The organism is Ferrimonas gelatinilytica (genome assembly GCF_039544205.1).
Taxonomy (GTDB): Bacteria; Pseudomonadota; Gammaproteobacteria; order Enterobacterales; family Shewanellaceae; genus Ferrimonas; species Ferrimonas gelatinilytica.
In genome coordinates, this window is the sequence record NZ_BAABLF010000030.1 from 70,200 (window position 1) to 83,062 (window position 12,863).

10 protein-coding genes are annotated in these 12,863 nt (G+C 59.0%); 9 read left to right on the forward strand and 1 reads right to left on the reverse strand.

Annotated features, from left to right (window positions below; translation table 11 throughout):
- The first annotated feature begins 11 nt into the window (after positions 1-11).
- From ABD997_RS14685 to ABD997_RS14695, 3 genes are all read left to right on the forward strand, one after another.
- Complete coding sequence (locus ABD997_RS14685; RefSeq protein ID WP_345317871.1) at positions 12-2,633, forward strand: TonB-dependent receptor plug domain-containing protein; 2,622 nt, start codon at positions 12-14, stop codon at positions 2,631-2,633.
- A 173-nt stretch (positions 2,634-2,806) separates the two neighbouring features.
- Positions 2,807-3,580, forward strand: a complete 774-nt coding sequence (locus ABD997_RS14690; protein ID WP_345317872.1) for an META domain-containing protein — start codon at positions 2,807-2,809, stop codon at positions 3,578-3,580.
- A 64-nt stretch (positions 3,581-3,644) separates the two neighbouring features.
- Positions 3,645-4,058 (forward strand): RDD family protein, encoded by a 414-nt coding sequence (locus ABD997_RS14695; protein WP_345317873.1) that lies wholly within the window; start codon positions 3,645-3,647, stop codon positions 4,056-4,058.
- 124 nt (positions 4,059-4,182) lie between these two features.
- On the opposite strand, the gene ABD997_RS14700 is transcribed toward ABD997_RS14695, so the two are convergent.
- Entirely contained in the window at positions 4,183-5,760 is a 1,578-nt protein-coding gene (locus ABD997_RS14700; RefSeq protein WP_345317874.1) for an AMP-binding protein, read from the reverse strand.
- A gap of 217 nt (positions 5,761-5,977) precedes the next feature.
- Here ABD997_RS14700 and ABD997_RS14705 point away from each other — a divergent pair, with 217 nt between their 5' ends.
- The 6 genes from ABD997_RS14705 to nqrE all read left to right on the forward strand — a co-directional run bounded on the left by ABD997_RS14705 (position 5,978) and on the right by nqrE (position 12,838).
- Positions 5,978-7,720, forward strand: coding sequence for a formate--tetrahydrofolate ligase (locus tag ABD997_RS14705; protein ID WP_345317875.1), 1,743 nt, complete (start codon positions 5,978-5,980; stop codon positions 7,718-7,720).
- A 590-nt stretch (positions 7,721-8,310) separates the two neighbouring features.
- The gene (locus ABD997_RS14710; RefSeq protein ID WP_425557081.1) at positions 8,311-9,660 is read left to right on the forward strand and encodes a Na(+)-translocating NADH-quinone reductase subunit A; all 1,350 of its coding nucleotides are present in this window, start codon (positions 8,311-8,313) and stop codon (positions 9,658-9,660) included.
- Positions 9,661-9,662: 2 nt separating this feature from the next.
- Positions 9,663-10,829 (forward strand): NADH:ubiquinone reductase (Na(+)-transporting) subunit B, encoded by a 1,167-nt coding sequence (locus ABD997_RS14715; RefSeq protein ID WP_345317877.1) that lies wholly within the window; start codon positions 9,663-9,665, stop codon positions 10,827-10,829.
- Positions 10,819-11,592, forward strand: a complete 774-nt coding sequence (nqrC, locus tag ABD997_RS14720) for an NADH:ubiquinone reductase (Na(+)-transporting) subunit C (protein WP_345317878.1) — start codon at positions 10,819-10,821, stop codon at positions 11,590-11,592. The genes ABD997_RS14715 and nqrC overlap by 11 nt, the downstream gene beginning before the upstream one ends.
- 10 nt (positions 11,593-11,602) lie before the next feature.
- On the forward strand, positions 11,603-12,226 hold the full coding sequence (locus ABD997_RS14725) for an NADH:ubiquinone reductase (Na(+)-transporting) subunit D (RefSeq protein WP_345317879.1): 624 nt from the start codon (positions 11,603-11,605) through the stop codon (positions 12,224-12,226).
- A gap of 3 nt (positions 12,227-12,229) precedes the next feature.
- A complete protein-coding gene (gene nqrE, locus ABD997_RS14730) occupies positions 12,230-12,838 on the forward strand; it encodes an NADH:ubiquinone reductase (Na(+)-transporting) subunit E (protein WP_345317880.1) in 609 nt (202 codons plus the stop codon).
- Positions 12,839-12,863: the final 25 nt, after the last annotated feature.

Genomic DNA, 12,863 nt, shown 5'->3' on the forward strand with positions numbered 1-12,863 from the left:
AGAATATAACAATGGCTATGGAATCTTCTGTATCCAAAGCGGTACGCCAAGGATTGCTATTCAGTACCCTCGGAGCGATGGCTTTTGCCGGCGCCGGCACAGCGCTTGCGGAAGAGGGCGCGGATGTTGAACGTATTGAGGTGACAGGTTCGCGCATTAAACGTACGGACATGGAGGGAGCCTCTCCGGTTTCCGTTATCAGCGCTGAAGATATGCTGAACACTGGCGAGATGTCGGTTTCCGATATTTTGCGTCAAAGTAACCTCAACACTTTCGGTTCTTTCTCTGAGTCTTCCGGCAGCACTTGGCAGAGTCAGGCAAACGTTTCTCTGCGTGGTGCCGGTGCTGACCGTACCCTGGTCCTACTCAACGGCAAGCGTATGCCGGGCTCCCCCACCATGGGCGGTTCAGCCGTCAACCTTAATACCATTCCCACCGCCGCTGTTGAACGCATCGAAGTTCTGACCGATGGGGCTTCCGCTGTCTATGGTTCGGATGCTGTGGCCGGTGTGGTCAACATCATTCTGAAAAAGGGTTACGAAGGACTTGAGATGTCCATCACCGGCACAGATACCTATCAGCCGGGTGGGGAAGAGTGGAAAGCCAGCGTTGTTGGCGGTATTGCCAATGACAAGGGAAGCGCGACATTCTCCATTGAGCATCAAGACCGCGCCATTATCTACCAACGTGATCGTTGGTTCTCCAGCTCAACCAATGTGCTGGCTCCCAATTATGCCGATACAACGGGTGTATCTCTCTACGCTCGTAACTTCCTGGACATGACCACATTTGCCTTCAGTCCAATGGAAGCATGTAACAACGACAAAATGGTCGGCGGTGGCCACATCTACGATCTTGGCTTGGGCGATTACGCATGTGGTTACGACTACACCTCTGAAGCGGCCGACCACGCCTCCCGTCAATACACCGCGGGTTATTTCAATGGTGAGTATTACTTAAGCGATGAAATCGCCTTCAATACTCAGGTAATGATGGCGCGGAACGAGACTTTCGGGCGCTATGCTCCTGCCGCCGGCTGGTTCAATGTCGATGCGGGTCAAGTTGAGATTCAGAACTGGGTCGATGGCAATTTCCTCGGTACCAGCACCAACCAAAACGCTGGCCGCGTTTACTACCGCTTTACCGATGTAGGTACCCGTGACTCTACGACCATTGATTGGTCCACCGACATCCAGCTGTCTCTGACGGGGACCCACGATGCCTTTGACTGGGATTTCACCTACCACTACAACAAGCAGGAGAACAAAAACTTCGGGGAGGGTTACGTTCATCGCCCGACCGTTGAGGCCCTGGTTAAGTCCGGCGACTTTAAGTTCGGCTCCGAGGGTAACTCCGACGATGTGGTGGCTGCCATCAGTCACGATGTCCTGGCCCAGGACACTATGGATTTCCATAACGTGAGCTTTGGTACCAGCTTTGTTGCGGGCTCTCTGCCAGCTGGGGATATCGGCTGGTATGTTGGCGCTGAGTACTCCGAATACATCTATGAGGCTCAGGTCGACAAGGAGTCCGCCAACGGTGAAGTTATTGGTTCGTCTGGTAACGGTTCGGGCGGTGATCGTGATGTGTGGGCGGTGTTTGCTGAATCCTCGATTCCCTTGCTGGATTCTCTGGAACTGAACCTGGCTCTGCGCTACGACGATTATTCGGACTTTGGTAGCAACGTTGCACCCAAAGTCGCGCTGCGCTACCAGGTTATGGACGGCATGGTATTGCGTGGCTCCTGGGGTCAGGGTTTCCGCGCGCCGGCGCTGTCTGACCTGTACGCTGCGGACTCTTTCAGCGCTGATTACGCCACCGATTATCACTATTGTGAAGTGACGGGTGTTTCTCGTGAGGAGTGTGCACAGGGGCAGTACGACGTTACTCGGACCGCCAATGAAGACTTGGAAGCTGAAACCTCCGATTTCTACAACGTGGGCTGGATCTGGGACATCACCGACAAGTTGAGCACTAAGGTTGAGTACTACAACCTGAAGATTGATGACGTCATCACCTTCATCTCCCTCGACTCCATGTTGGTCGAAGAGGCTAACCGTGGTTATGGCAACATCTCAAACGGTGGGCAGATCCTGCGCGCGGGTGATAACCCGGATGGCCGCATCCTTGAGGCAACTACGCCGCTGGTGAACGGCAATGGATTTGATACCGATGGTATCGATTTCAACATTGCTTATCGCGGGGCGGAAACCTCTGTCGGGGATTTCGGTACCAACTTCGATTTGACTTGGGTGTTGAACTACAACTCTCCCGAGTACTTTGATGGCCCGGTCAACGATATGGTTGGCCGTAATGGGCTGCCCGAGTATCGCTTCACCTGGACCGTTGACTGGCAGCGCGGTGACCACTATGCAGCCATTCAGACTCAGCACATCGATAGTCAGTATGAGAAGACAGACAACGAAACGTTCGAGTCTAGCGGTCACATCGCTTCTTATACTACTTACGACTTTACTTACACCTACAGCGGTCCGTGGAACGGAAGTATCACTGCAGCGGTTCGGAATATCACCGATGAAGATCCGCGCTTGGATAGCAACCTGACCTATGACTCCGCTCTGTACAGCTTGTACGGTCGCACTTACTTGTTGACCTACACCCAGAAGTTCTAAGTACTTCTAAATACTGTCAAAAAAGGGCCCTTCGGGGCCCTTTCTGTTTTTACTATTGCAGCTAGCTGCTCGTCCCGGGGTGATAGGTTCTCACTCATGTATTTGAGAATATGATCCAACACAGATGGGTTAGGCTTGCAGTAACGGGTAGAAGTGAAATCAGGAGAATGAAGGTGTCCCTATCCCAAAGAGTAATCGCCGCCTTGGCGACAGTGGCCCTTGGACTGACCGGTTGTAGTCTCACCGGTGAGAGTGCTCCATCGCCCTACGAGGGGCAATGGATCGTCAGCAGTGTCAATGGCGAGACTTTCATAGGGCCGCCAACGACACCCTATTTAACCATCGAGTCGGGACAGCTCAGCGCCGATCTAGGCTGCAATCGATTCAGCGGGTCGTGGCCGGAGCCGGGTGAGCCCTTTGGGCCCGTGATCAGCACCCGCAAAGGCTGCCCGGAACCGCTGGCCAGCGCGGAGCAGGCGCTTACCTCGGCGCTGGCCTCCGCCAACGGTTACCGGATCCATTACGACCGGCTGCAGATCCTCGCCGGCGAGCGGGTGGTGCTGGAGGGGTACCGGGCCGCGCCCCTGAGTCAGTGGCTACCGCTCAGCGGTGAATACTCGCTGACCTACCTCAAGGGGGTGGAAAGGATCCACGACCTGTTCGGGGGGCGTCCACCCTACCTGGAGCTGACTTTGGACCGCGCAAAGGCGGAGGGAAACTCCGGCTGTAACCAGTATTTCGCCGAGCCGGTAGCCGCGGGTCAGGCGTTGAGTCTCACCCCCGCGGGGATGACTCTGATGGCCTGTCAGCCGGCGCTGATGGAGCAGGAGCAGGCGTTGATGCGCCACTTTGCCGAGGCGAACCGAACTCTGTTAGAGGGGGAGCGGCTGCAGTGGTGGCGGGATGAAACCCTGTTGTTGGAGTTTGTCCGTAGCGGGGAAGAGTAGAGAGTATCCCGCTTGGGCCCGCCCCAGGCTATAGTTGAGGTTTCGCCGTAGTCGTGAGGCAGTTATGCAGTATGGCGGGTTCTGGTTACGGTTGTTGGCGGGGGTGATCGATACCTTACTGCTGATGGCCGTTTTGACGCCGGGCATCACCCTGGTGTTTGGTCAATCCCTGGCGCAATCGTCGCTGTTGGCCAAGGCCGTCAGCTACCTGCTGCCCGCCATCGCCGTGATCATCTTCTGGGTTCAGCGCTCAGCCACACCGGGTAAATCGTTACTTCGGCTGCGCATTGTCAATGCCGATGGTGGCGGTACACCCACTAAGCGCCAGCTGGTTGTCCGCTACCTGGGCTACTACATCGCCACCCTGCCGCTGTTTCTCGGCTTGTTCTGGATCGCCTGGGATCCCCGCAAGCAGGGCTGGCATGACAAACTCAGCCAGACCCTGGTCGTGCGGGATCCCCCCAATCGGCGCACCTAGATCGGAGTTCCTCGGCGGGAGTTCCTAGTTGCTAGAACCGCGGCTCCCGTCGCTAACTGCTCGTAACCTTCCGCTCATAGGAACTCGCGCCCAGGAACCAGGAACTCGAACCTAGAACCCGGATTCAGTGTCTCAGGGCCCGGCGTAGGATCTTTCCAACCGCCGTCTTGGGCAGGCTTTGCATCTGAACGAACTTGCGGGGGATCTTAAAGCCCGCCAGCTTTGTTCGGCAAAATGCCCGTAAAGCCGGTATGTCCATCTCCCCCTCGGTCACCAGGTAGGCCACCACCTTCTCGTCACTGTGGCGATCCGGTTCTCCCACCACCGCAGCCTCCAGCACCCCCGGGGCCTGAGTAAGCACATCTTCCACCTCATTGGGGTAGACGTTAAAGCCGGACACCAGGATCACGTCTTTCTTGCGGTCGACGATGGTGATGTAGCCGTCATCATTGATGGTGGCGATATCCCCGGTGCGCAGCCAGCCCTCCTGGTCGAGGACCGTGGCGGTCTCCTCCGGCATGTTCCAGTACCCTGCCATCACCTGGGGGCCGCGCAAACACAGCTCTCCCTCGTGGCGGGCGGTGGTGCCGTCGTCATTAATCAGTTTCACTTCAGTATCGATCAGTGCCGGCCCTATGGTGCCAAGGCGAACCTGGTCGATGGGGTTCAGGCACACCACCGGGGAGGCCTCGGAGAGACCGTACCCTTCGGCAATGAGGCATCCGGTGGTTTTGTGCCACACGTCGGCAGCCACCGAGGTCAGGGCGGTGCCACCGGAGATGGTTAACTTGAGGGCGCTGAAGTCCAGCTGCCGGAAGGCCTCCAATCGACATAAACCGACGAACAGGGTGTTGAGTCCGGCCATGCCGGTAAAGCGGAAGGGTTTGATCTGTTCCACGAAGCCCGGCAGGTCCCGCGGATTCGGGATCAACACGTTGAGGCTGCCCCGGGCGAAGAAGGTGATCAGGTTCACCGTAAAGGCATAGATATGGTAAAGGGGCAGGGGAACAATGAAGATCTCCTCTCCCTGGCGGCAGGTATCTCCCAGCCTAGCCAGGACCTGGCGCGCGTTGGCCAGCAGGTTGGCGTGGCTCAGCATGGCACCCTTGGCGACGCCGGTGGTTCCACCGGTGTACTGCAGCGCCGCGAGCTGGCTTGGCGCTATGGTGGGCGTCTGCAGGGGCAGCGATTCGGCCAGTGCCTGTTCCCAACACGCCATCAGACTCAGGGCGCCGTCGATGGCGTCGCTGGCCGGCTGTGGCTGGTGAAAGTCCTTCGCCGAGGTGGTCATCACATGGCGGATCTGGGTTTGGGACAGTGCCTTGGCCGCGGTGGCGGCGAGATCGCCATAGATCACCAGCGCCTTGGCACCGCTGTCCTGCCACTGGTGAGCCATCTCATCGGCGGTGTAAAGGGGACTGGTGTTGACGATCACCAATCCGGCACGCAGTGCGGCGTAAGCGGCAATAGGGAGCTGCATCAGGTTGGGCAGGCACAGGGCGATGCGATCGCCAGGCTCAAGCTCAGTGTGATGCTGAAAATAGGCGGCCAGGGCACCGCTGAACCGCTCGACCTCGGTGAAGGTGAGGGACTTACCCAGGGCGCTAAACGCGGGCTTATCCGCGAAGCGTGCACAGGTGTCGGTGATCATTGCCGCGAGATCGGTGGCGGAGGTGAGTTCAACGGGGTGGTCGTAAGCCATGGGGCGCTCACTGTCTGTTTCTGTTGTGTCCGCAAACCTTACGCCCGTGATCCTGGGGTGGCAACCTTGTGAGCCGGGTTCATCGCCCGAAAGCGTGATGGCGGCGAGGTTTCTCCCTCTTGCTGTCGGTCCGGCGGGGTGATTGCGATACACTTTTGACCGATTTTGGCGAACCGACCCTCCTGTTATCGCCCTCTTGTCAAAGGAAGTGCCCATTATGAGATCCGATCTGACCCTCTCCCGCCAGGCCAAACTGCAGCCGATCCAGACCATTGCCGAACAGGCGGGGATCCTGCCCGAAGAGTTGATCCCCTATGGTGAGCACAAGGCGAAGATCCGCTTCTCTTTGCTGGATCGACTGGCCGATGCGCCCCAGGGCAAGCTGGTGCTGGTGACTGCCATCACGCCGACTCCCCTGGGTGAGGGCAAGACGGTGACCACCATAGGTTTGGCCCAGGGGCTCAAGCGAGTGGGTCAGCGTGCCATGGCCTGCATCCGCCAACCCTCCATGGGTCCGGTATTCGGCGTCAAGGGGGGCGCTGCCGGTGGCGGCTACAGCCAGGTGGCACCGATGGAGGAGTTGAACCTGCACCTGACCGGTGATATCCACGCGGTTTCCGCAGCGCATAACCTGGCGGCGGCGGCCATCGATGCCCGGGCGTTCCACGAACAGAAACTGGGGGACGCCTTCGAGCCCAAAACTGGCCTGCCGAGACTGGATATCGACCCGGAACGGATCGTCTGGAACCGGGTGGTGGATATCAATGATCGCACTCTGCGTAAGATCACCATCGGCCACAACGCCCCGGGCTCCAGTGCCAATGGGTTGGAGCGGGAGAGTGGTTTCGATATTACTGCCGCCTCCGAACTGATGGCAATCCTGGCGTTGGCGAAGGATCTGGCCGATCTGCGCCGTCGTCTTGGCCGGGTGGTACTGGCCTACCGCCACAGCGGTGAGCCGGTCAGCGCCGAGGATATCGGGGTTGCCGGGGCGATGGCGGCGATCCTGCGTGACGCAGCCCAGCCGAACCTGATGCAGACCCTGGAGGGGGTGCCGACCCTGGTCCACGCAGGTCCCTTTGCCAACATCGCCCATGGTAACTCCTCCATCATCGCCGACCGTATGGCGTTGAGGCTGGCGGATGTGGTGGTGACCGAGGGGGGCTTCGGCTCCGACATGGGGTTTGAAAAAGCGTGCAACATCAAAGCCCGGGCCGCGGAACGTCATCCGGATGCTGCCGTGGTGGTGGCCACACTGCGTGGCCTCAAGGCCAACAGCGACAAGTACGATCTGCGTCCTGGCCAGCCTATGCCGGAAGCGATCTTTGCCCCGGACACGGCAGCGCTGGAAGCGGGTTTTGCCAACCTGGAGTGGCACATCAACAATGTTAAAGGGTACGGCATCCCGACGGTGGTGGCGATCAATCGCTTTCCGCAAGACACTGATGAGGAGCTTGAGTGGCTTGCTCGTCGGGTGCAGGCGCTGGGGGCGAGCGTGGCGATCTCCGATGCCTTCAGCCGGGGTGGTGCCGGCGCCGAGCAGCTGGCCGAGCGGGTGCTGCAGGCCCTGGGGCAGCCGGCGGAGTTTAAGTATCTTTATGACGTCGATGCGGATCTGACCACCAAGCTGACCACCTTGGCCCAGGCCGGTTATGGTGGCGAGGGGATAGCCCTGTCACAGAGCGCCGAGTCTGACCTGGCGTCCCTGACAACACTGGGCTTTGGTCACCTGCCGCTGTGTATGGCGAAGACCCCCGCCTCCATCAGCCATGACCCTGGACTCAAGGGGGCGCCCAGTGGCTTTACGGTGCCGGTTCGTGCTTTGCGGCTCTGTGCCGGCGCTGGCTTTATCTACGCGCTGACCGGCAACGTCATGACCATGCCGGGGCTGTCTGAGCGCCCGGCCTACCTCAACATCGACATCGATGATGAGGGTCAGATCATCGGCATCGACGAGTGACGCTTTCCTATCTCCTGCCTTAAACGACGCCCTAAACCTTGGGCGTCCTGCACGATCGCGGGGTCATTGGGGCCTCGCCGTTTGCACGTCGGCCCGATACCGTTGTTGCCAAACCTGAAAACCACTGACAACAACGTCACTGTGACTGCTCCGTTAGGCGAGAATGCCTCTCGCTCAAGGGCTTAGTTGGCACCTGCCTGAGCCAGAGTCTAGGCTGAGAAACGTCACTGTGAATCTCCGTCATTATTATGAGTGACCTGCTGTGGGACCCGGCATAATTCCGGTTCTTCGGCTCTGACGACAGGGCGTCAAGGTGCCAGTGGTCCCCGCCGTTACCGGGGTGGTGACGTCCGTGAGCGGTGCGATATCGAGCATTGAGCGCAGCGCGCTGTCATTGAAATAAAATTACCGGGGTTAAGTCCGGAAATGACAAATAACACAGTGGCATAGGTCAAAGTCAATCCGAATACTGTGACCGTAATCGAGTTATTTATCCATAGCTTATGGTTATAGTTGGGCGGCGGCAGGGAATGATCTGCCTTGCTGCACAAGCCATTCAATGACGTTGGCAGGCTGCCAACGTCACTACCGTGTTGAGTCGCGATAACGTCATGATAAAAATAGAAAAAGGTTTGGACATTCCCATCATTGGGCAACCCGATCCTAGTCTCGACGGTCACCGGAGCCCCCAGTTTGTCGGGGTCCTGGGTGAGGAACATAAGGGGATGAAGCCCTCCATGCTGGTTGAGGTGGGGGACTGGGTGAAGAAGGGCCAGGGACTCTTCCAGGACAAGAAGCGTCCCGGTGTGACCCACACCGCCCCCGCTGCCGGCCGTATCCATGCCATCCACCGGGGTGATCGGCGTGTGCTGCAATCGGTGGTTATTGCCGTAGAGGGTGATGACGCCATTCACTTCTCCCCCCCCAGCCAGCTGAACCGGGACTCAATTCAACATCTGCTGCAGGAGAGCGGTTTGTGGACCGCGCTGAGGACCCGTCCCTTCTCCCGGGTTCCCGAACCTGGCTCGGTCCCGGCTGGGATCTTCGTCAGTGTGATGGATACCGCGCCCCTGGCGGCGGATCCCCGTCTTATTATTGCGCCGGAGATGGCGGCATTTCGCTATGGCCTGGAACTGCTTACCCATCTGACAGACGGTGCTGTTTACCTTTGTCATGGTGGCGAAGGTCCAGTGCTGGAGTCGGCTATCGAGGGCGTCGAGTGCCACGGATTTTTCGGGCCACACCCCGCGGGCTTGGTCGGCACACATATCCACAAACTGCTGCCGGTGAGCCTGCAGCGGCAGGTGTGGCATATCGGCTACCAGGACGTGATTGCCGTCGGCAAGTTGTTCAAGACGGGTGAGCTATACACCGACAGGGTGATCGCCCTTACCGGCCCCCAGGTGGCGCGCCCACGACTGATCCACACCTGTTTGGGGGCCGACATCGCCTCCATTACCGAGGGTGAGTTGATCGAGGGCAATAACCGCGTCCTTTCCGGTTCCATCCTCTCCAGTCATCACGCCACCGGCCCGCACGGTTTCCTTGGCCGGTTCCATAACCAGGTTACGGTGCTCAAGGAGGGCTACAACCGTCGCAGCTTCGGCTGGATCGGCCAGGGCCGAAAACGCTTCTCCCTCTACCGTTCCATCACCACCCTGCTGTCACGTCCGAAAGCGTACGATATGACCACCGATTCCGGCGGGATCAATCGGCCGATCATGGCTTACGGACGCTTCGATGACCTCAGTCCGCTGGATCTCGAGCCGACCCTGCTGTTGCGGGATCTGGTGACCCGGGATACAGACGAGGCCCAACTGCTTGGGGCGTTGGAGCTGGATGAGGAAGATCTCGCCCTATTCACCTTTGCCTGCCCGGGCAAGTATGACTACGGCGCCGAACTGCGCGCCTGTCTGGATCTTATCGAGAAGGAGGGCTGAGGATGCTGTTTCGAACCCTGATGGCCGATCTCAAGGTCTTACTGCTGGCGGACGGTCAGCGCACCCGGGGCAGCGTTGCGGTCCGGGATCTGATGGATGTGAAGCGCAGCCAGTCGATGATCTGGCTCTGCCTGCTGCCCATCCTCTTCTTTGCCATGGTGATACAGGGCTGGCATGCCCACAACGCCCTGGCCGATGGCCTGGCTACGCCGGATGTCTGGCAACTTGCCCTGTTTAACGGGCTCACCGGCGGCCTGACCGTCGATTCCGGTTTCATCGCCTGGTTGTTTTATGGCGCCAGCTTTGTGTTCCCCATCTTCTTTGTCGCCTTCTTCGTCGGCCTGGTGTGGGACATGATCTTCTCCCGCCTGCGCAACGAGTCGGTACAGGAGGGGCACCTGGTGGTGGCTATCCTGTTTGCCCTGATGCTGCCGGTCACCATCCCCCTCTGGCTGGTGGCGATCGGCATGTCCTTTGCCGTGGTGGTGGGCAAGCAGATCTTTGGTGGCATGGGCTACAACCTGCTCAATCCCGCCTTGATCGGCCTGGCGTTTCTCACTTTCGCCTACCCGACGGTAATGAGCGGCGACGGGATCTACCTGGCGGTGGAGGGGGCCAAGTCGCCCATCACCCTGGAGGCGCTGAACAGCAAGGGGGCCTTTGAAGGGGTAACTTGGTACAGCGTGTTCTCGGACAGCCACTGGTGGGATGCCTTCCTGGGCCTGGATACTGGCGCCATCGGTGAAACCAGCACCCTGCTTATTATGCTGTGCGGTGGCCTGCTGCTGCTTTGCCGCCTGGCTGACTGGCGCATCGTGGCCGCAGTGCTGATCGGTATGATCGCCACTGCGACCCTGTTTAACCTGATCGGCGACGACAAGAACGTGCTCTACCAGATGCCCTGGACCTGGCACCTGGTTACCGGCGGCTTTGCCCTGGGGATGATGTTCCTAGCGACCGATCCCACCACCGCGCCCTATACCCGCACCGCAAAATGGGCCTATGGCCTGCTGATCGGTTTCATGGTGGTGATGATCCGTGTGGTGAACGCCGATCATATCGAAGGGATCATGCTGGCCATCCTCTTTGCCAACCTCTGGTCACCCCTGATGGACTATTTCGTCGCCCGCGCCAACATCAAACGGAGGCTCGCCCGTAATGCGGTATAACAAGGATTCAGTGCCGGGCACCTTCCTCTTCATCGCCTGCCTGTGCATTTTTTGCTCGCTGATGATCACCGGCACCGCCGCGGGTCTGAAGGAGCGCGCCAAAGCCAAAGAGCTGGCACGAATGAAACACTCGGTGTTGATGGCCGCCGGTTTCGGTGATCATCGCGGCGGGGATATTGACGGCCTGTTTGAACGCCGGATCCAGCCGCAGATCATCAATCTGGACAGAGGTGAGGTGAACGGCGAGATCGACCCCATGACGTTTGACCCCAACATGGCCGCGGCCAACCCTCAGACCTCAAGCAAACCGAAGAAGGACAGTGCTCGCATTGGCCGTCGGGCTGACCAGGGTCGTGCCTTCACGATTCTCGATGAGGCTGGCAACTTTGATGGCGTGGTGCTGCCGTTCCACGGCAAGGGACTGTGGTCAGTCATCTTCGGCTACATCGCCCTGGAGGAGGATCTCTCCACGATCCGGGGTCTCTACGTCTATGAGCATGGCGAAACCCCGGGGATCGGTGATTTTCTCGATGATCCCGCCTGGCAGAGTCAGTGGCAGGGTAAGCAGCTCTATAACGACAGTGGCAAAGTGGTGATCAGCGTGGTTCGTGGCGGTGCCAAACCCGGTGACCTCTACGGTGTCGACGGCATCAGTGGGGCCACCATGAGTGGTCGTGGTGTCGAGCGTGCGGTTCAGTTCTGGGTCGGTAATGAGGGCTTCGGACCCTACCTCCAGCAGCTGTCAGAGATGAACAAGGGATGAGGAAGATAAGATGAGTAGTCAAAACCCCTCCATGAATGAGGTACTGCGCACCCCGATCTTCGCCAACAACCCGGTGGCCATGCAGGTACTGGGGGTGTGTTCCGCCCTGGCGGTGACCAACTCCATGACCAACGCCGTGGTGATGACGGCGGCGGTGACCTTTGTACTGATCTTCTCCAACCTGATCATTTCGCTGATCCGCAAGGCGATCCCCAACAGTGTGCGGATCATCGCCCAGATGACGGTGATCGCCTCCCTGGTGATCGTGGTGGATATGGTGATGCAGGACTTGGCGCCGGAGATCGCGCGTCAGCTGTCGGTGTTCGTGGGTCTGATCATCACCAACTGCATCGTGATGGGCCGGGCGGAAGCGTTCGCCATGAAGAGCACCCCCTTGATGGCGGTGGTCGACGGTCTGGGTAACGCCCTGGGTTATGGCGTGATCCTCTGCTCCGTGGCGTTCGTCCGTGAGTTGCTCGGGGCCGGCACCCTGTTTGGTGTCGAGATCCTGCCGACCCAGGCGAATGACGGCTGGTACCTGGCCAACGAACTGTTCTTGCTGCCTCCCAGCGCCTTCTTCCTGATCGGTTTCATGATCTGGGGGATTAACGTGGTGCAGAAACGTAAGGGATAACCGATGGAATACTATCTGACCCTGTTTATTCAGGCTGTCTTTATCGACAACATGGCACTGGCCTTCTTCCTGGGGATGTGCACCTTTCTGGCGGTCTCCAAGAAGGTCTCCACCTCGCTGGGGCTGGGGGTCGCGGTCATCGTGGTGATGACCCTGGCGGTCCCGCTGAACCAGATTATCTATACCTACGTGCTCAAGCCGGGCGCTCTGGCTTGGGCCGGCTTCCCAGAGTTGGATCTCAGCTACCTGCAGTTGATCACCTTTATCGGGGTGATCGCCGCTATGGTGCAGATCCTTGAGATGGTACTGGATCGTTTCCTGCCGGCACTTTACAACGCGTTGGGGATCTTCCTACCGCTGCTGACGGTGAACTGCGCGATCTTTGGCGGCGTGATCTTCATGGCCAACCGCGATTACGGTTTGCTGGACTCGGTGGTGTTCGCTGCCGGCTCCGGCGTCGGCTGGGCCCTGGCGATTGCCCTGCTGGCGGGGATGCGTGAACGGATGAAGTTCCACAAGATCCCGGAAGGGCTACAGGGGATCGGCATCACCTTTATTACGACCGGGCTGATGGCGTTGGGCTTCATGTCCTTCTCCGGTATCACCCTGTAAAACGATAACAGCGTAAGGAAGAGTC